The organism is Aquirufa antheringensis, assembly GCF_023921165.1.
In the GTDB taxonomy this organism is placed as follows: Bacteria; Bacteroidota; Bacteroidia; order Cytophagales; family Spirosomataceae; genus Aquirufa; species Aquirufa antheringensis.
Map to the genome: position 1 here is coordinate 679,586 of NZ_CP049835.1, position 19,086 is coordinate 698,671.

General features: G+C 34.5%; 16 protein-coding genes. 9 read left to right on the plus strand and 7 right to left on the minus strand.

All coding sequences use genetic code 11. The features are described from left to right. The first annotated feature begins 43 nt into the window (after nucleotides 1-43). Entirely contained in the window at nucleotides 44-1,240 is a 1,197-nt protein-coding gene (locus G9X63_RS03150; RefSeq protein WP_252624227.1) for an acetyltransferase domain-containing protein, read from the plus strand. A 1-nt stretch (nucleotide 1,241) separates the two neighbouring features. Here G9X63_RS03150 and G9X63_RS03155 read toward each other — a convergent pair whose 3' ends face one another. Next, a complete protein-coding gene (locus G9X63_RS03155) occupies nucleotides 1,242-2,534 on the minus strand; it encodes a carboxypeptidase-like regulatory domain-containing protein (RefSeq protein WP_252624228.1) in 1,293 nt (430 codons plus the stop codon). Nucleotides 2,535-3,013: 479 nt separating this feature from the next. Between G9X63_RS03155 and G9X63_RS03160 the strand changes: the two genes are divergently transcribed. Next, the gene (locus tag G9X63_RS03160; protein ID WP_252624230.1) at nucleotides 3,014-3,238 is read left to right on the plus strand and encodes a hypothetical protein; all 225 of its coding nucleotides are present in this window, start codon (nucleotides 3,014-3,016) and stop codon (nucleotides 3,236-3,238) included. A gap of 58 nt (nucleotides 3,239-3,296) precedes the next feature. Here the strand turns inward: G9X63_RS03160 and G9X63_RS03165 are convergent, their stop codons facing one another. After that, the gene (locus G9X63_RS03165) at nucleotides 3,297-3,719 is read right to left on the minus strand and encodes an HD domain-containing protein (protein WP_252624232.1); all 423 of its coding nucleotides are present in this window, start codon (nucleotides 3,717-3,719) and stop codon (nucleotides 3,297-3,299) included. Between the two features lie 7 nt (nucleotides 3,720-3,726). After that, a complete protein-coding gene (locus G9X63_RS03170; protein ID WP_252624234.1) occupies nucleotides 3,727-4,056 on the minus strand; it encodes a hypothetical protein in 330 nt (109 codons plus the stop codon). Between the two features lie 377 nt (nucleotides 4,057-4,433). Between G9X63_RS03170 and G9X63_RS03175 the strand changes: the two genes are divergently transcribed. Then, the gene (locus G9X63_RS03175; protein ID WP_252624245.1) at nucleotides 4,434-5,447 is read left to right on the plus strand and encodes a virulence RhuM family protein; all 1,014 of its coding nucleotides are present in this window, start codon (nucleotides 4,434-4,436) and stop codon (nucleotides 5,445-5,447) included. Between the two features lie 8 nt (nucleotides 5,448-5,455). Here G9X63_RS03175 and G9X63_RS03180 read toward each other — a convergent pair whose 3' ends face one another. Continuing rightward, nucleotides 5,456-6,520 carry a tetratricopeptide repeat protein gene (locus G9X63_RS03180; protein WP_252624248.1) on the minus strand — a complete coding sequence of 355 codons (1,065 nt, stop codon included), beginning with the start codon at nucleotides 6,518-6,520 and terminating at the stop codon, nucleotides 5,456-5,458. A gap of 162 nt (nucleotides 6,521-6,682) precedes the next feature. Here G9X63_RS03180 and G9X63_RS03185 point away from each other — a divergent pair, with 162 nt between their 5' ends. From G9X63_RS03185 to G9X63_RS03210, 6 genes are read left to right on the plus strand one after another with little or no spacing between them, the layout of a single operon-like run. Next, on the plus strand, nucleotides 6,683-7,402 hold the full coding sequence (locus G9X63_RS03185; protein WP_252624266.1) for a helix-turn-helix transcriptional regulator: 720 nt from the start codon (nucleotides 6,683-6,685) through the stop codon (nucleotides 7,400-7,402). A 24-nt stretch (nucleotides 7,403-7,426) separates the two neighbouring features. After that, nucleotides 7,427-8,488 carry a cysteine desulfurase family protein gene (locus G9X63_RS03190; RefSeq protein ID WP_252624268.1) on the plus strand — a complete coding sequence of 354 codons (1,062 nt, stop codon included), beginning with the start codon at nucleotides 7,427-7,429 and terminating at the stop codon, nucleotides 8,486-8,488. Between the two features lie 2 nt (nucleotides 8,489-8,490). Next, the gene (locus G9X63_RS03195) at nucleotides 8,491-8,895 is read left to right on the plus strand and encodes a hypothetical protein (RefSeq protein WP_252624270.1); all 405 of its coding nucleotides are present in this window, start codon (nucleotides 8,491-8,493) and stop codon (nucleotides 8,893-8,895) included. A 3-nt stretch (nucleotides 8,896-8,898) separates the two neighbouring features. Beyond that, nucleotides 8,899-10,452: a DEAD/DEAH box helicase gene (locus G9X63_RS03200; RefSeq protein WP_252624272.1), complete on the plus strand. Its 1,554-nt coding sequence runs from the start codon at nucleotides 8,899-8,901 to the stop codon at nucleotides 10,450-10,452. A gap of 5 nt (nucleotides 10,453-10,457) precedes the next feature. Beyond that, nucleotides 10,458-12,410, plus strand: coding sequence for an ATP-binding protein (locus G9X63_RS03205; protein WP_252624274.1), 1,953 nt, complete (start codon nucleotides 10,458-10,460; stop codon nucleotides 12,408-12,410). Nucleotides 12,411-12,429: 19 nt separating this feature from the next. Further along, the gene (locus G9X63_RS03210) at nucleotides 12,430-13,386 is read left to right on the plus strand and encodes a phospholipase D-like domain-containing protein (RefSeq protein ID WP_252624275.1); all 957 of its coding nucleotides are present in this window, start codon (nucleotides 12,430-12,432) and stop codon (nucleotides 13,384-13,386) included. Here the strand turns inward: G9X63_RS03210 and G9X63_RS03215 are convergent. From G9X63_RS03215 to G9X63_RS03225, 3 genes are read right to left on the minus strand one after another with little or no spacing between them, the layout of a single operon-like run. Further along, complete coding sequence (locus G9X63_RS03215; RefSeq protein WP_252624278.1) at nucleotides 13,379-14,506, minus strand: phosphoadenosine phosphosulfate reductase family protein; 1,128 nt, start codon at nucleotides 14,504-14,506, stop codon at nucleotides 13,379-13,381. The genes G9X63_RS03210 and G9X63_RS03215 overlap by 8 nt on opposite strands. Then, nucleotides 14,499-17,753, minus strand: a complete 3,255-nt coding sequence (locus G9X63_RS03220) for a P-loop NTPase family protein (RefSeq protein ID WP_252624281.1) — start codon at nucleotides 17,751-17,753, stop codon at nucleotides 14,499-14,501. The genes G9X63_RS03215 and G9X63_RS03220 overlap by 8 nt, the downstream gene beginning before the upstream one ends. Next, the gene (locus G9X63_RS03225; RefSeq protein ID WP_252624283.1) at nucleotides 17,743-18,678 is read right to left on the minus strand and encodes a DUF4007 family protein; all 936 of its coding nucleotides are present in this window, start codon (nucleotides 18,676-18,678) and stop codon (nucleotides 17,743-17,745) included. The genes G9X63_RS03220 and G9X63_RS03225 overlap by 11 nt, the downstream gene beginning before the upstream one ends. Between the last annotated feature and the right edge of the window lie 408 nt (nucleotides 18,679-19,086).

A 19,086-nucleotide genomic window follows, 5' to 3' on the forward strand; every position in this document is an offset into this window, starting at 1 on the left:
TAATTTTATAGAATACCATTCCTACGTTAATCAATAAGCATTTATGTCAACCATCCCCACCCTGAAGCGAATCGATTCCATCGACGTATTACGAGGCATTGTCATGGTTATTATGGCGCTCGATCACGTCCGGGATTTTGTGCACGATCAGGCCTATACGGGTGATCCGCTGAATGTGTTGACGACGACCCCTGTGTTGTATTTTACGCGGTGGATTACGCATCTGTGTGCGCCTACGTTCGTTTTTCTGTCGGGGCTTTCTATTTATTTGCAAAGTATTCGCAAGTCGAAAGCAGAATTGAGTTCGTTTCTGTTTAAGCGGGGGATTTGGTTGATTTTCGTGGAATTGGTCTTGATATCGTTAGCCATTACGTTTAATCCGTTTTATAATTTAATCGTGTTGCAGGTTATTTGGGCAATTGGGATTAGTATGATTCTTTTGAGTTTTCTGAGTCGTCTGCCTTACAAAGTGGTATTGGCCATTGGGTTGGTGATTGTTTTGGGGCATAATGTCTTGGACTTTTGGGAGGCTGAGCCTGGGTTTAAGGCTGGGTTTTGGTGGGATTTGTTTCACCATGGTTTATTTGCGGTTTATCCCATCGTGGGTGATCACTACTTGGCCATTATGTATCCTTTTGTTCCCTGGACGGGTCTGATGATTTTAGGTTATTGTTTTGGAGTTTTTTTTACTGCCAAATTCACGTCAGCTCAAAGGCAAAAAATCTTAACAAGAATCGGGTCATTTTTAATAGGCTTTTTTGTCGTTTTAAGAGCTATCAATGTCTATGGGGATCCGCATCCCTGGACGACTCAGGCAAATGGGTTTGCCAACTTTTTGTCCTTTATGAATGTGAATAAATATCCGCCTTCTTTGGCCTATATGTCCGTGATGATTGGGATAGCTATTTTGGCTTTGGCGTTTTTAGAAAATATTCATAATAAACTGACGGACGTATTCCGCACATTCGGAAGAACGGCATTTTTCTATTATATCCTGCACTTTTATCTGGCGCATTCCATCACGGCCGTCTTGTTTTTTTACAGAGGACATTCGCTTGATGATGCCATGAAAGCGCTTCAGAAAATCCCCTTCTTTTTTCAAATTCCGGGAGAAGGGTATAGTCTAGAAATCGTTTACCTAATTTGGATTCTGTTGATTCTAGGCCTATACCCTTTGTGTAAATGGTATGATTCCTACAAGACGGCACATAAGGAAAAGTGGTGGTTAAGTTATTTATAGTTTATTCCACACCCTCACTTAGCGCCTTTCTTTGAAGTTTCCGGATAGCCGTTTCGATCGATTTTTCGGGTTCAATGATATTGTATTTACCCCAAAAATCTGGATCCCCTAAACTCTTCACCTTGTCAGACATGATGACGTTAGAACTTAGTTTTTGGGTGTCTTGATTCTCTTTGTTTTCTTGTTTTTTCCAATCGGTCACCGCCATTTCGATGGAGGTGGTGTAGACGGTGTTGAAGATACGTTTGGCCCAATTCAATTTAAAGGTCAAATCCGCGCGAGAATAGGCATAAATCCACTTGTCTTTTTGTTGTCTATAATTAATCTGGTAGCGGACTTCAGTAGGGTAGATGTCAAGGCCGGCTGGCTTTTTGCGCGTGAACATGAGCCCCGCTTTGACTTTATTCTCGACATTCAGGGCGAAAGTGGCACTAACGACGGCCAAACTCTTCGCATCGATGTACAATTTCCCGTAATAAAGCGGGGTTTCGATGCCTTGTTTTTGTTTGAAGGCTAATACTAAAACCTGGTTGTCATTTATCTGGGTGTTTTCTTCTAGGTTGAAATCGTATAGTTCGAAGGCCTCGTTTGAAAAGATAAAGTCAGGATACTTCACTAAATCGATGAACAAGGCGGAAAACGGACCACCTTGGAGTTTGAAATTGACTGTATCTAACTTCGAGTAATCGGCATTTTTTCTGCCCTTGTATAGACTGATTTGATCTTGTGAACCGCTTTGGAAGGGTTGCTTCAGCACATTAATGATGGACTCTGAAAGGGAGACGTAGGTGCGGCGTTTGCGAATGGTTTCGCGGTAGAAAGCCGTCATTTGGATGGGATCGTCGCCATAGTTTTGTAGACGATTTGCCAAAACCCCAGCATAGATATTTTTTGCATCACCACCTTTTACTACCACCTCTTCCAGAAAGGTTGTGCTGGGTTCTAAATACAACACATTCTTTTCGGGCTTTAAATCTTGGATGGAAACGACTTTGTTTCTATAGCCTAGGAAGGAAATGAGGAGGGTTGCATGCTGATTTTCGGCGGGAACTTTGATGGAAAATTTACCCTCGCTATTACTGATGGTGGAGATGGTGGTTCCGGAAACGGTGATGCTCGCGTAGATGAGTTCGTTTCTTGTTTTGCTGTCCAAAACCGATCCTTTAAACTGCTTGTACAAACTCGAATCTTCTTTAGCATAGGCAGAAAAACGAGCCTCTGAAGGCATTGCAGCAAAAAGTAGGAAGAATAATCCCATTATTCCTCGCACAAAAAATTGTAGGGTAGGTTTCATTCGGTTTTTACGATTAGATGGATGAATAAATCAACAACAAAGTAAAAAACAAAAGTGTTTTAAACTACAATTTTATTGGTAATGTGATGAGAGGTAAATAATTGCCAAATAAGGTCAGGGGATTGCTTCTGTGTTTCTAAACTAGTACATTCAAACATAATTCGATTAACCCATGTTTGACAAAAACATCCTTTCCTTTCTTCTACTTTCCTCTTTTCTCTTTTCCTGCGATCTTAAACCCATCGACTATTCGAAGAAAACGAGGAAGTCATCTTACTCCAGAGCAAGTACTACTCAAACCGGTCAAAGAAGAAAAGCCCACGCCAGAATGGGAGTGAGCTCTTCTAAAAGGGCATTTAAGAATCGAATTAATTCCCGGAGTTATTATAATCGGAATAAGAATCGCAGGAAGTTGAGAAAAGGTGATTAAATCTATCTTTTTAACTATTATCTAGCGTACATTAATTTACCTTAGCCTCATGAAAACAATCGCACTTAAACTTGACGACGAAATCTTCTACGAAGTTGAAGAAATTAAGCGTGAGCTTAAGGTGTCTAGAAACAGTTATATAAATGAAGCTGTCAGAGTTTACAATCAAGAGAACAAAAGGCGATTATTGAAAACTCAGCTGGAGAAGGAATCGGCGTTGACTATACAAGATTCTATGGACATACTTCATGGATTTGAAAGGCTGGTTGATTAAATTCCAAATATTTAAAGAAATCTCAGACAACTTGGAACTGTATGTTTTTATTTTAGCCTTAATTCACGGAACTCAAAAACCGATAAGCCTTGTGATACTTCATCAACCTGATCAAATCTTTTTCAGTAAGCGTTGGAATTCTTCTAATATCCATATTATCCGTTAGGTCATTTATCTTGACTTTCACGGCTAAAGGGTTTTTAGAAACTCGAAGTGTGAATTCTTCATAATCTTCCTCTTCGGAAATTTTAGTCACGCATTTCAACGCCTCCATAATTTCAGAAGAAAACCCTTCTGCCTCTAGTTTCTCAAATGTCCAGTGAGTGTCTTCAACTACGTCGTGAAGTACTCCTATGATCTTTTCTTCCTCAGTAGACCCTAAATTCATCACTCTGGTGACATGGTTTATATAGGGTGAGCCATATTTGTCAGTTGCACCTTTGTGGGCTTCTGTTGCGATTTCAATTGCTTTTTTTAACATATCTTTTCTAATAACTAAAACAGGTAAATGGAATATTGTTTTCTTTCAGGTAATCATGGAATAGCGTAAAGGCCTTGTTATCAGATAGGAATTTAGCTAAGACGGATATAAGTTTTTTCTTATTGCCAAAGGGCACCCGATTCAATTCATAAAGTCTGGGTAATTCACCTTCGGAAACGGTGATAGAGTATTCGTAATCGGAATCTCCCCACATGTCACTGACGGATTTGCCTATGTCGTAGCCATCGAGTTTAAGGTCTTCGCCATCGAAGCCTAGGTTAATCATCACTCGAATGTTTTCGTTGTCGATGGAGAAAAGTTTTTTCTTATGTTCCATGGTATTAATGTCTCTTATTTAATTTACTAAATACAGAGAATTAAAGCAATAGGATTGATCCAGTCGACCCAATTTTGACTCTATATGTCTGAAATTATAAAGTAAACCACCAAGTAAGCCTTATCAACTTACCGTGAAAAGTGGTCATTTTTGGTAACTTTTCACGGTAAGTTGGTTAGCAGGCAATGCAAAAATGTGCAGGGTTATAAGCCAAATGATTATTGAACTGTTGCATTTAATGCAACAGTTCAATAATTTATCAATCTCTTGCTACTCTTTAATTCGTTTACTCTCCTACTTTTTTTTAAGTTTGTTTAAGCTGAAAGAGGCTACCTCTTTTATCCATTTCAAGCCCGAAATTCTAAACATCTACTAAAGTGAATAGCGATATAATTATATACCAAAAGTCTGACGGAAACATTAAGATCGATGTTCGTTTAGAAGATGAAACGGTTTGGTTGACTCAAGTTCAAATGGCAGAATTGTTTGGTAAAGCTAAGTCTACCATAAACGAACATATCAAGAATGTTTTTTCGGAAGGTGAACTAGATGAAAAAGTGGTAGTTCGGAAATTCCGAATAACCACTCAACATGGCGCTATCGCAGGAAAAACCCAAGAGGTTGAGGTAAATGGATATAATCTAGACGTAATCATCTCTGTGGGATATCGTGTAAAATCCCCACAGGGTACCCAGTTTCGGATTTGGGCCACTCAGCGTTTAAAGGAATATATTATAAAAGGTTTCTTATTGAATGATGATCGATTTAAGTCAGGGGCGGCGATGAATTATTTCGATGAGTTGCAAGAACGTATTCGAGAAATTCGACTATCAGAGAGATTCTTTTATCAGAAAATCAAGGATATCTACACGACTAGTATCGATTATGATGCTAAAAGTGAAAAAACAATTGAATTTTTTAAAATAATTCAAAACAAATTATTGTGGGCAATCAGTTCGCAAACAGCGGCAGAGTTAATTTATCGTAGAGTGGATGCCAGCTTGCCATTGATGGGAATGCAATCATTTAGTGGGAATAAATCATTACCCGTTAAAAAAGCCGACGTAAGTATTGCTAAAAACTATTTGAATGAATCTGAGATGAAGTTACTTGGATTATTAGTAGAGCAATTTTTGGCATTCGCTGAGACTATGGCGCAACAGGGGACACCCATGTACATGGCTGATTGGGTTCAGCGTTTAGATAGCATTTTGCAACTTAATGGACGCGAGCTATTGACTCATGCCGGGAAAATAAGCCATGAATTTGCATTAAATAAATCTGGCGAGGAATTTGACAAATATAAATTGGATCAGATTGCTCTAGAAAAAGAGCAAAGTTTAAAGGAGATAGAAGAGGATATTAAGCGATTAAAGAAGAACTTAAAATAGCCCACCCCCTACACCCCACCCATACAACTCTCATAAAACTCCTCAAACTCCGCCGTATCCGCGAAGTAGCCCTCGTAGTTCTCCGCCTCTTCAGGGTTCAGTTCTTGGGCCTTTTTGAGGTCTTCACACGCACCTACATTGTCTTTTAGTTTCGCTTTCACGGCTGTGCGGTAGAAATAAAACGTAGCAGAAGGTTCGAGTGCAATGCTCTTAGAAAGGTTCTCCAGCGCCTCTTCCCACAGAAACGCGTTATACAAAGCGAAGCCCAGTAGGCCGTAATTGATGGCCCGGTATTCTTTCGTTTCGCCTTGTTTTTCCATCACGGTGACGATTCGTTTTCGCACGGCTGCCTCTTCATCAAACTGCGAAAGTTCAGCTAGGCAGTCAGCCGCTCTGATCAGGAGGATAATGTCCTCAGGATTGATGGCGATGGCTCTGGTGAAGTCGTTGAGTGCGGCTTCCACGGCCCCGTTGTGTAGTTTGATGTCACCTCTGAATAGGAGCATTTCTACGTCGAAATTCTTTTTCAGAAAGAAGCTGTCTACGAGGACGGAAGCTTTGTCGAATTGTTTTAAACGTAGGAGGCATCTGGTTTTAGAGATGAGGCTGGTCGTATGGTAGGGATCTACTTTTAAGGCCTCGTCATAGGCCTCGACTGCGAGAGTATAGTTCTGCTCGTATTGGTAGGTGAGGGCTTTATTGTAGCGAATGATGACATCTGTGGGGGAGAGGGCGATGGCCTCGTTGAGGAACTTTCTGGACTCTTCGTATTTTTCGAGCCATAGGTAATCGTATCCTATACTCCCTAGCGTACTAGCGGATTTGTCTATTTTTAATAGTTCGAGATTGTCTTTTAGGGCTAAGTCGAATTTCTCTAGTCTTTCGTAGCACATGGCTCTATTTCTTAGGGCCTTTTCGTCTTTGGGTTTTAATTTGATTGCCAAAGTCAAAGCAGCAATCGCCTCCTTATACCGACCATTCTCAAAATGTGCAGCAGCTTTCAAACGATACGACTCAGCCGTCTGGGCAAACGCACTAAAAGACAGCAATGCTAAAAGGAGGAATTTTTTCATGTAGGCAATCTCAACAAACCCACTGACAACTAGGGTCAAACGCCATAAAATTTATTAAGCGGTAAAAAAACCTGCAGAATACATTTTTTCTCTGCCAAATAAAGTCAAACCCTTGCCTGTGAATCAATTAAAATAGTAAGTTTAGTATTCATTCATCGCTCTATGTTTAATCAGAATCGAATCCTGCGGGTTTTTAAGCTCATCACATTGCTGAAGACGTTCCCGGCTAAATCCATTAAGAGGCTGGCTGCTTCGTTAGAGATATCGGAGCGGAGTTGTTATCGCTACATGGATTTGTTAGCGGAGCTGGGGTTCGAGGTGCGCAAAGACGATCATAATAAATTCTATTTACAACCCTCCCTCGAAGAATCTAATATCTTTGCTACGAACATCGTACATGGGCATTTGGCCAAATTAGCAAAGCAAATAAACGAGGCGATAAAGGACGAAAAGCAAGTCATACTTCACAAATACCAGTCTGCAAGTAGTGAATCGATCGCTGATCGCTTAGTAGAACCTATCGGTTTTACGGCGAACAATACTTACCTCTGTGCCTATGAACCAGCGGATGCGCAGAATAAATATTTCAAGCTGGAGCGGATGGGATCCATTGAAATACTAGCAGAAACTTATAAATTTAAGGAAGCTCACGTCTTGTTGACACCCGATGTTTTTGGCTTTAATGATTCAGGAGAGAAGTTTCCTATCCAGCTAAAATTAAGCATGCGCGCTATGCTCTTCCTAAAAGATGATTATCCGGCAACGGCTGATTATTTGACGGACCAAAAAGATGGCTCCTGGCTTCTCGAAGTAGAGGTAAATAGTATGGAGCCGGTGGAGCGGATATTGAGGGGAATGCCGGGGGAGGTGGAGATTCTTTAGTAAATTTGGGTTAGAATTGATTAAATGGAAAATAATAATTTGATAGCTTACTGGGATAATGCAGCTTCTACAATGGTAGATAAAAGGGTTCTAGAGTCAATGCTGCCTTATTTTAGTGAGTTGTATGGTAATTCTTCGAGTAGTCATCATTATGGTAGTATAGCAAAATCGGCTATTGATGAGGCTCGTGAAAATGTATCTAATTTAATTAATGCGCAAACAAAAGAGATAATCTTCACTTCTGGAGCGACTGAATCTATAAATTTAGCCTTAAAAGGGTTTATAGAAGAAAATTTTGAGTCTGGTAATCATATTATTACTGTTAAGTCAGAACATAAAGCTGTATTAGAGTCTTGTGAGTACTTAGAGAAAAGAGGTATAAGTGTTACATATCTTGATGTTGATGAAAATGGCCATATCTCACTTAATGATCTTAAAGAATCAATTACTTCTCGTACAATTTTAATTGCCATAATGTATGTTAATAATGAAGTTGGGGTAATTCAACCAATTAAAGAAATAGGTCAAATTGCTAAGGAAAATTCCGTTGCTTTTTTCTGTGATGCCACTCAGGCAATAGGTAAAATAAATGTAGATGTTATCGAAGACAATATTGATATGTTAGCATTTAGTGGACATAAAATTTATGGACCAAAAGGAATAGGTGTTTTGTATAAACGTAATGGTATTTCTATTGCACCATTAATTCACGGAGGAAATCAAGAGTTTAGTTTAAGAGCAGGTACAAGTAATACTCCTTTAATAGTTGGAATAGGGAAAGCATCTTTATTAGCTAAAAATGAAATCCATGTCCGTCAAGAAAATGCAATAAAGAAACGAATTGAAATAATTGAGCATTTCATTAATAATGAAATTGGAATTTTACCTAAATGGGAAAAATTTCAAATCCCTAATATTTTAAATATTGAATTGATTTCATGTAATTCTATTGATTTCATGAATTCCCAAATATATAAAATGGCTATTTCGAATGGTAGCGCATGTAATTCGGGCTTATTTGAAGTTTCTCACGTTTTTCGTTTGCTAAGTAAACGGCCTGAAAATATTATAAGAATTAGTTTTTAATAATGGATCAAATTCAAATTGAAAAAGCAATTGTTGGAATTTTAGCAGAATCTAATATTCCTTTATTAGCCAGAGAAATTTGTGTGCTTTTAAATATGAAGTATCCTGGCAATAAGTTTACCAAGGCGCAAATAAAGCCTATTATATGGGGAAGAAATCTTCGGAAGGAAGTTAATTTCGATTCCGTTTCTTTTAAATATTATTTATCAAATTACAATAATAGTTCTGATGTACAATTAAATTTTTCGGTCTCAACTAATAAAACTGAATTGCTAATTGAGAGAAATCCAAATCATATTGATTTCGAGAAGTTGAAGAAGATATTTGAGGAAGAAGAGATTAGAATTAGCAATCCTGCAATTCGACTTTTCATAGAAAATGTATTGTTTAGACTACGAAAAGATTAAAATATGACTTTAGTAAAACTTGTTTCTAATTTAGATAACCATAATAAAATGCATTTGCTTGGAGAAGAAACCTCCAAAATACTCAGGTATACATTTTCGTCAAATGATAGCGATGTTATAAATTCTAAAATTGTAGATGAAGCAGTTTGTTTGCAAAAAGGAGTTCAATTGGTGAATAATATAAAGCTCAGAAAAACTCTTTTAGAATTTATCCCTTCAGTTATTCTGAGAGAAATGGGGATCAATCATCAAGGTTTAATGGAGAAATATTTAAATAATGTTTCTTTATTTATTGATGATTTTGAGATCGAAGATTGTTACAAAAAAATTACAGAAACTGATAATAGAAGTTCTTTAGAGCATTCAAATGCTGTTCACGGTTTATCAAATGGTTCATTAGGTTTTCCGCACTATTATCAGTTAGAGCTTAAAAAGCGAATTCAGCAAAAGCTTAGTGACACCCAAAACCCGAATTTACTTGTAACGATGCCAACAGGGGCAGGAAAAACAGTATTAGCGATGGAGGTGTTGATTGATGTTTTTCGAAATCACAATAATATCATAAATCAAGAAGAGAAATTAAATATTGTTTGGCTTGTTGATTCTCAAGAATTGAGTGAGCAAAGTTTAAATTCATTTCTGAAATATTGGAGACAAAAAGGAGACAGAGAGGTAATTGCCCAAAGGTATTTTGGGAAATTCAATTCAATAAATCATGAAATAACTCCTGTAATTACTTTTGCAACTTTTGATTTAGTTACTGAGAGACTTGCAACCAACGATATGTTGGAATTATTTTCAAATACTTGTTTATTAATTATTGATGAGGCGCACGGTGCAAATGCACTTACGTACTCAGAAGTTTTAAGGTTTTATAAAAATCAGAATGTCAATCATCGGATTTTAGGGTTTACAGCAACTCCATTCAGAAATGATGATAGCTATTTTAATTCAATCAAAGGAATTTTTCAAACGCAAATTCAATTAACAGATTCTAACAATGTACCAGTAGAAAGTCCAATTCTTAAATTGCAAAATGAGAAATATCTTTCTACGTTACACTTCTACACTTTAAATCCAGAAAAAGGAAATAGTCTCAATGATTATTATAAAATATTACATAATAATGTATTAGAGAGGTGTAAGGATCTAATTCAACAAAATAAAAACACAATAATTTTTGCAGAATCCAAATCTCACGCAATTGCTATTTCCATTTATTTGAAAAAGTATGGAATTTCGAATGGCTTGATTATTGGAGAAACACATCCTTACATAAGAAAAAAACTTCTTGAAGACTTTGGGGATAAATCTAATAATTTAAACGTGCTGGTAAATCATAATATTCTTTCAACAGGTATCGATGTGCCTGGGATGAATTCAATTATGGTCTTAGGTCAAATTTCTTCACCTACATTGGCATTGCAAATTTTAGGTAGAAGTATGAGAGGGCCACTTAATGGTGGTAATGATGAAAATACAGTCTATCTCACTAAAGACAATTTTGATTATTTACACGAATTTTTATTCATAGAAAATAGAGTTTTAAACAATTAACAATTATGCCAAATTTATACGGAACTGCATATGTTGAAAAACAGAGAAGTGCAGGATATAAGTCAACAATCTATGCATTAGCAGAATTAGTAGATAATTCCGTGGATGCCGAGGCTAGCTTAATTGAGATTTTGCTTTTTGAGAAATCAGTAATGTTAGGTCAACGCAGGTCTCAAACTATTGATAAAATTATAATTACGGACAATGGTAAAGGAATGCCGGTTGACATTCTTAATTATTGTTTAATGTTTTCAGTTGGAGAAGGCACAAGTGATAAAAGAATAGGGAAATTTGGAGTTGGATTACCTAATTCTTCAATAAGTGTTGGTCGTAAAGTTGAGATTTACTCTAGAGTAAAAGGTACTAATAATTGGAATTATGTATTTCTAGATTTGGATGATCAACCAAATCGAGCTGAACCAGGATATGATGATGCAATATCTAAGGTTCCTCCCACTTCGATTATTTCAAAAGTTAACAAAGATGTCAATTCAATAATAATTTGGTCAAAATTAGATAGAGTTGATGCTTCTCGTTCTAGTACTATAATAGAACGTGGAAAGCTTCTTTTAGGAAGGATATATAGATATAAATTGACGGAAACTTTGTCAGTTACCTTTGCTGAATATCTTGAGAATAATACAGAGCCCAATAGCATAACGAAAATTATACCATTTGATCCCTTATTTCTTACTACTCAAAAAAACTATATTACTGAAATATTATGGAATGTCGCAAGAAATCAAGAAAATGCAGGAAAGCACTTGCAGCTAGGTTCATTACCAGAATTTAACTCAAGTTTTCATTATAAAAAGTTTATAGAGAATTGTATTGAAAATGAAACGAATTTGCCACTTTTTCAGAAATTACCAGACAAATTTGACTTTGAAACACCAATTCAATTAAACGGTAAAATTTATAAATATAAGATTAGAGCTGCATTTGCTTATAAAGATATCACAAAGCCAGGAGTAGGTAAAGGGGGAAGTGATAATCTGGAAATAGGTAAAGTGATGCGAATGAAGATGCTTGGTAAAGAGAATTTTAAGAGTGCTAACATCTTTTTTATGAGAGCAGGTAGGGAGGTTGACTTTGGTAGTTTTGGCTTATATAATGTCTCTGAAGAAGTTGCAAGATGGTGGACAATTGAAATTCTATTCGATTCTGATTTAGATGAACTGATGGGAATAAGTAATACAAAACAAAGTGTAGACTTTAACTTCATTGAAAATAGTTCGATTCAAGAAATAAATCGAAATGAAATTCTTACAATTGGGCAGATGAAAGAGATATTGTGGGCGAATATGACACAAAATCTAGTCAGCACAATTAGAACAATGAAGGATAAACTGTCTGAATATGCAAAACAGTTTAAAGAACAAGAAGCATCTGCATTGTCTTCTATTGGATTGGATGGTGGTGGAAATGGAGGTAGTCCAATTAGAGTTGTTGAGCAACCTATTGTCGAAATAATTGGTAAGGCCAAAAGTACTTGGAGTCAAGAAAGAAAGACTGAGTTTATTGAATTTCTTAAGGACCGTTTTATGCATATTTCTGAGGAGCATATTATAAAACAAGTAGATGTTTTCTCTTCAGGACTTACTAAAACTTTGGTTTTATATGCGCCTGATCAGACTAATCAACTCTTTACTTTAAAAGAAGTAGCAACAGTCCAAATTGTAATTATAAATACTAATCATTCATTTTATATAAACATTATCGATCCATTAAAAAGTACTCTTAAATTAAAAGAATTTGCAATTTCAATAGAAATGCTTTTGAGTTCAATGGCTTTAACTATGCAAACTATGATTAATGATAATGCAGATCGGTACGAAGATATATTCGATATTTATCGATCGAACGTATCTTCCAAATTAAATGAATTTATGATGGAATTAAAAATGTCTATAAACCCTGATAAGTTTAAAGATAATACTACTGATGATAATGATTAATCAATTTTGAAGCTTTCCCATGTTGTTATTAAGTGGTTTTAATTTATTTTATAAATGCAGTGAGTTTACCGCCGCGAATGAAGATATTACTGTGTTCTCTCCATATATTAAAACAGAGCAAATTCGAAAACTGAATTCATCTAATTCTATTAAAAGGATAATAGTTAGATGGGAAATCAGAGATTTGTGTTTAGGGGTTTCGGATTTAGATTTATACTATTATTGTAGAGAAAACAATATCGCATTATATAGAAATACGCGCATTCACCTAAAGGTGCTTTGGAATCATAAATCTGATTTGATATTTGGCTCAGCAAATATTACTAATAGAGGAGTTGGGGAATCAGGTGATTTTAATTATGAATTAGCTGGAGCAAACACTTTCAATAATATTGAGACTTTTAATTACCTAAATAAAATTATATTTGATAGCGAATATGTTGATCAGAAATTATTTGATGAGATAAATAAGCTCGTATCAAATACAGAATTGCCCATTTTGAACTATCCAATATTAGATACAATAAAAAAGCAAGTAGATTCCTTCTTGATTTCTCAGTTGCCGATGACAGAGTCTCCTTTGATTTTATTTGAAAATATTAATGATCTTTCAGGTCTAAATGAAGAGGAATTTAGAATTATTTCTCATGATATGGTTTTGTTTGATTTAAAACCTAATATGCTTGAAGCTGAGTTTTATGTTCATTTGAGAAGTCAATTTAATAATCACCCATTTGTAGTTAAACTCAAAGATTTTGTGAAATCTCGACCTAATTGTTCGATTCATTATGGTGGATGTGTAACTTGGATTCAAGAAAATACTACAACAGTTCCTACCCCTAGAAGCTGGGAATTGAAGAAGCAATACATTATCAATAATTTATATGAATGGGTATGCTTCTTTGATTTAGAATTCTCTTATGAAGTTCCATCTGGTGGTCACTCTCAGATATTGACTTACAATGGCTTTAAATAAAACAGCTAGCACAGCCTTCGCCTTCCGCATTTAAGATCTCATCTTGCCAATTAGTACCGGTCTTACTTTTAGCTCTCATTGTCTTCAAATAATGATCCTTTTTAATGGCTTTAACTCTTTCTGCTTGCTTTAATTGAACTAAGGACTCCTCCATCCAAGTATATCCATCTTTCTCATATGATATAGCCATTTCAAACAAATTAGGATGTTGCTCTAATAACCACACCCATTCAATTTTTTGTTGATAGAAGCAGAAAAAACAGCCTGATCTACTTCTCGAGTAGTGTCCGGATTTTACCTCTCCATCAATCTCAACTTGATATTCAACGGGTTTATAATATGCTGGAATTCCAACACCTGAATTTTCTAAAATCTCAAATACATCATTTATTTTTATAATGTCCTGATTGTCAATCAATGGGAAACTATCAAGTTTTCCAACTGGGTAGTCAGTGGTTTTTAAGAAACGGAAAATTACATAATTGAAAAGCTTTAGATTTAAATCTAATAATGCGTTGAGCTTTTGAGATTGAGTGAATTTAAAACTTATGGGTTGACTAACAATTTGATTGATTTTTGATAAATCTGTTTCAAATTCCCTCCCGATTTCTTCGTAGAGTAATTGGATAATACTCAAATTTTCATTTGACAAAACCTTTTTAATTACATCTTCGCTCCAGATATTTTTTCTAAATGGAAAAATAGTTTGGATATTTTCCCTTTTAGAAATGTATCCTTCTCTATTCTCATCACCACGTATACCTACATATGAAATTGTTGGCTCATCTTTAATATGAGCCTCAAAAGGCTGTAATTTTAACTTGTTTGTGCACCATCTTGAATTTGGTGATGGTAAATATCCTCCATAAACTGCAAGGAAGTGATCAAAGGGGTTATTCAATGGTGAGTTCTCTAAATCCATTGAATTGTACACTGTAATTTTTTTTCCCAACACAGAATTCAGTCGATCAATAAGTTCGTATGTTTCTGTTAATTCCTTTCCTGTATCACAGGTATAATAGTTGATGTCTAATGCAGGATAGTGCTTGCTCATATATATGGCAAGCGCAGCACTGTCCTTGCCGCCTGAAATCCCTAAAACGTGGTTAACTTTACTCATCTTTGGTGATTAATTGATTTAATATTTCAACTAATAGTTCTTTTTTGAATTCTAATGTGAAAGGTTCTAATTCTTTGATTAATTGTTCTCTCAATATATTTACTTTGCTATCGTATTTTTTATTAATTACTACCTTTAATTGCTGATTTATCCCATTTTCGCCAATTAGATTTAACTCAATCATTTTACCCTCTTTTGAAGATTTGTTGAACTGGTGAATCTCAACTGCGCTTAGTAATCCATTAGAATATAGTTTGATGTTAGAATTAAGTATTATCTTTTCTTCATCTAATAAATCCTCTATTCTTTTGTTTATTGCGTGATCAGCTATTGATTTAATATAACTAAGTCTATCATCTAATGGGGAGGTAAGGCGCTCAAAATATACTCGTTGAACTTTTGTTAGCCGATTCAAATCAATCTGTGATAACTTCTCTTTAATTTCTATTTTATAATTTGGGAAATTAGTATTAATGCAATTAAGACTATCTAATATACTTTGCTCTATTTCATCTATTAGGTCTGAATAGGATTTTCTAATTTCAGAAATGGCATTTTGTAAATGTTCAACATAAGAAGATACAACCTTTGAATCCGTTTCATTATTCAAAGCATAAAAACCCAATGCATCTGGAAATTTATTAAATAATGCGTCTTCCGGATCTTTTGAAAGTTTTATGGAATCTCTTAGTCTAATTGCTTGAGGGCTAAGATTTTTTGTATTTAAAGAATAGTTAGTTAGGCTTCTGTGAAATCTTAAGAAATTGCCATAAATGGCCAAAAATGTTGTGTTAAGTCCGTTTGTGGAATTATTTATTTGAGTAATTTCTTTATATCCTTCTAATAAATTGATTTTGAATCCTGATACTTGGTAACTTTTGATTGAAAAGTCGCTCGGTTTTTTATGAATCAAATCTAAGGTTTCTGTTGAAAGATATGGTGTAAATCCCCCTGTAGTGTGAAATATAGCAAATTCTTCTCTTTTAGAAATCAGGAAAATTGGAATCCAAAACTCTATAAAGCCTTTTTTTAATTTGAACGGTGCTTTTCGCAATATCGAATAGAGTTCATTAAGGTTTCTATTTTTAGAAAAGCAAGAATCTAGGAATTTTTCACATTCTTCCCATATATCCACTAAAGAATCCTCAAAAACATTAGCAATGGAATTACGGTGTCTTTGAGGCGCATATATTTGGAATTGTTTACCATCTTCGCTGTATCGGTGAATTCCAGTTTTCTTCAATAATGTTAAATATATTGCCTTCTCTGGAGGGAATTTAGATGATTCAAATCCTAAATCTTCTATTGTCTCATTTTCAAGTAACCTCGTAATTAAAGCTTTTCTTGCGGAATTTATGGGGGTACTTAAGAATTCCTTATTTATTAATTCATTGAAAAAATAGGGAGTTTTTGGGTAAATATTGAAGCAAATCTTGGTTATAAGTTCATTTAGGTCCTTTTTACTTTTAATATTTTTTTGTTCTTCTCCATTATAAATCCAAGAGTTTGAATTTCCGATGAATAAAGAATTAGTCACTAGGTCTTTTAGTTTTCCCGTGTAAAAATCTTTCTCATCCTTTAATAATTTTTTGGCGTTTATATCATCAAAATATTTAGAGATTATTTTTTCTAACTGTAATATTTTGAAAATTGTGCTTCTTATTTCGTTTGAGTTGAAGTATTGAACGAAAATATTAGATTGATGATTTAATGAACATTGCTTAATTTCTTCTTTATTCTCAAAGTCAAAAATTAAATTAATGTAACCGTCAATCGCTCCTTCAGCATCATTGATATTTTCCAGTGATTCATTTACTCTAAATTCGAAAAATCTTGATGTACCTGTAATTGACGAATACTTTTTTGCGAGGATGATTGGGAAATCTGTAAGGTTTAATATTTCATTTTTAATTGAAAAGTCAGGGTTTATCTCTTTAGAAACGGCAATTAACTCTCTCTCTAAGTCAATATCTGTTCCTTCAAGAAAGTTTAATTTATTACTGTGCTTGTAATATCTTATTATACCAGCCTTCTCTAATTTGGCTAGTATTTCTGTAATGTCGACTCCCCTCGTAAATTGAAAATATTTTGATAAAAACACTTCATCAAATGTGCCTCCAGCCTTTGTGAAAATATTTGATAAGCCGATTGTTTTAATGACTTCTACGGCTTGTTTGTATTCATCATCAAATATAAGTTCTGCTCTTTCGATTGCCTTAAAGGTTGAGCTCCATTGAGGTTTGTGTGGATTTTCAGGACTTAAAATTTCTGATGGTAATGTGTAAACCAAATAATCAAATACATTGGAAACTGAGTAAAACTCATTCTTACGTTTATGTATTGAAACTTCAGATTTGTCATTCAGACATGAAAACAATGAACGTTCATTTTGGCCGTAACGCTGTAACGAGTTGACTAATACTGTTGCTGAAATCCAATCTAATGGGAATAGTGCTAAAGAAAGTTCTTCTGTAATTAAATTATTATAGCTAATTAGGTTGGACTCCTTAATTAATGACAGTAGGTCGTTGTAATTGTCTTTATCAGAATCTTTAAGATTAAAATCCTTTAGCTTATTACTTGCAAAGAATATTAGTTGTTCAACAGGTTCGTTGAATAATAAATCTGTAAATCGTCCTTTAACTTTTTCCCATTCAAGTTGATCCTGACTATTTAAATTTTTACCATAAGTAGCAAAGTTTTGATGTAAGGTAATGATGAAATAACTTTCAGTTTCATCATTGTTTGCCCATTCTGCTAATTTTTGTAGAAGAAAAAGTTCTTCAAGTTGATTATTTTTGGCGGCGAATTCTAAAAATTTACCGAATTCATCAACTAAAATAACAAGCCCTTTTGATTTATTCTTAGCTTTTAATAATCTCTTTTGTAAAGCCTCAATTATTGCACTATTGCTTACTTCTCCTTCAATCTTTAGCTCATTCGCTAGGGTTTGAGTAAAAGAAACTGAGTCCCCAATAATTTTTATGAATTCAAATGCCTTGAAACCTTTTTTATCGTCAAGAGTATTGAAGAAAAGCTGTTCGCCATTTAAATTCCTTTCTAGAGCCCATAAAAATGTAGATTTTCCGGTTCCGTAATTTCCAATTAAATTGAATGATTTAGAGGAACTAGTAGGTCTAAGGAATATTCTTTCGAATATTTCTTTAGTGTTTTCTGTTACTATATACTCAAGAGTTTTACCGCTATCTCTTAAAATATTTGTCGAAATATTGTTACTAATTCTCATATATAGAAGATAATAAATCTTGCTTGAAGTCTGGTGTGTTAGTTTTTATCTGTAATTGCTTGATACCAGCATCGTCTTTATATACAAATCTGTTGTCAAGTGTACATATTTGTGAAATCAAATTTTCAAGTGAATCTAATGTAAGACACAAATATGAACCAAGTATTTTTCTGATTGAATCGAGATTTATTACCGTTTCATTTTCAAAAGAGTCGCAAATAAAGTACATAAATAAGTAAGGAGAAATAGAGCTCTGCTCACCTAAATTAATCTTATATACTAATTCACCTGATTCGTTTCTTCTATTTGTTTTAGAAATCAAGTTTAGTTGTAATAATGGAGCATTAAAGTCATCTTCGACTGTTTTAATATTTTTTACTGGCGCAACGTAAGTCTTAATGAAAACATTGAAGTCAGAGGATAGAGTATTCTCAGAAACTGATTTTGTTCCATTTTGGAGAAGTCTCCTGTTGATATAGTTTATTACTGACTTTTCCGAGAACTCTTGTGTTACCTTGTCGGCAAAATAGTCTAAAAATATGATTTTGTAGATTGAAGCGTATTCATCCTTACAGAGGTGATATTGTAAAAGCCAAATAGAGCTTTCATTTTCTAAAAATATGTCATTTTCAATGATTTTTCTGGCAATAAGTGTTATAGCTCCATCTGAATTAATCCAGCCAAATGCCTTTAACCAATGGTGAATTGACTTAACCATATTTTTACCGACACCAAGTTCAGTTATAGAAAATATGTCATCATTAAATGCGTCAACTTCCTTGTTGTCAAATAGTTGCACTCCTTTAGTTAGCCACTGTTCCTTGCAATGAAATGTCTCGTGCCCTGAAAATCTTAAAAATTCCTTCACGTTTAATAAATTGTTTATTATTAAACGAAGATAATCAAAATGGAGAAGTTTATCCATTTTGATTGAGTCATTAAGTTAAAATTATCAGCTGCCTTATTAAATATTCAAGTTAATTTGTTGATTTGCAATGACTTATATTTTTTTTCTTTGCTTTATTATGGTGGTAAATGAGGTCAATTGTTACAGGAATTGATTTTCTATTGCGTGCTGCAAGTTAATTTGGGATACGTATAGTAATGTAATTCCAAAATCTTTCTGTCATCTAAGGTCAATCTTTCATTCTTCAATAATTTCATTTAAAGGAATTCGTTTCTACCTCGAAATCATCCTAGGAGTCTTCATGTTCAAATCATTACTTTTAGTATCCTCACTTCTACTTATTTCTTTTCTTTCTGATGCACAATACGAGGATTACCAGGTTGATAGTATTGTCATTCATAAGCAATACCCGTAACTTCTTTAAGT

Excerpts from the sequence above, each read along its gene's own strand:
- G9X63_RS03180 (WP_252624248.1), bottom strand. The coding sequence starts at position 6,520 with ATGAAAAAATTCCTCCTTTTAGCATTGCTGTCTTTTAGTGCGTTTGCC.
- G9X63_RS03210 (WP_252624275.1), top strand. The coding sequence starts at position 12,430 with ATGTTGTTATTAAGTGGTTTTAATTTATTTTATAAATGCAGTGAGTTT.
- G9X63_RS03195 (WP_252624270.1), top strand. The coding sequence starts at position 8,491 with ATGGATCAAATTCAAATTGAAAAAGCAATTGTTGGAATTTTAGCAGAA.
- G9X63_RS03205 (WP_252624274.1), top strand. The coding sequence starts at position 10,458 with ATGCCAAATTTATACGGAACTGCATATGTTGAAAAACAGAGAAGTGCA.
- G9X63_RS03185 (WP_252624266.1), top strand. The coding sequence starts at position 6,683 with ATGTTTAATCAGAATCGAATCCTGCGGGTTTTTAAGCTCATCACATTG.
- G9X63_RS03190 (WP_252624268.1), top strand. The coding sequence starts at position 7,427 with ATGGAAAATAATAATTTGATAGCTTACTGGGATAATGCAGCTTCTACA.
- G9X63_RS03220 (WP_252624281.1), bottom strand. The coding sequence starts at position 17,753 with ATGAGAATTAGTAACAATATTTCGACAAATATTTTAAGAGATAGCGGT.
- G9X63_RS03170 (WP_252624234.1), bottom strand. The coding sequence starts at position 4,056 with ATGGAACATAAGAAAAAACTTTTCTCCATCGACAACGAAAACATTCGA.
- G9X63_RS03155 (WP_252624228.1), bottom strand. The coding sequence starts at position 2,534 with ATGAAACCTACCCTACAATTTTTTGTGCGAGGAATAATGGGATTATTC.
- G9X63_RS03200 (WP_252624272.1), top strand. The coding sequence starts at position 8,899 with ATGACTTTAGTAAAACTTGTTTCTAATTTAGATAACCATAATAAAATG.
- G9X63_RS03225 (WP_252624283.1), bottom strand. The coding sequence starts at position 18,678 with ATGGATAAACTTCTCCATTTTGATTATCTTCGTTTAATAATAAACAAT.
- G9X63_RS03165 (WP_252624232.1), bottom strand. The coding sequence starts at position 3,719 with ATGTTAAAAAAAGCAATTGAAATCGCAACAGAAGCCCACAAAGGTGCA.
- G9X63_RS03215 (WP_252624278.1), bottom strand. The coding sequence starts at position 14,506 with ATGAGTAAAGTTAACCACGTTTTAGGGATTTCAGGCGGCAAGGACAGT.
- G9X63_RS03160 (WP_252624230.1), top strand. The coding sequence starts at position 3,014 with ATGAAAACAATCGCACTTAAACTTGACGACGAAATCTTCTACGAAGTT.
- G9X63_RS03150 (WP_252624227.1), top strand. The coding sequence starts at position 44 with ATGTCAACCATCCCCACCCTGAAGCGAATCGATTCCATCGACGTATTA.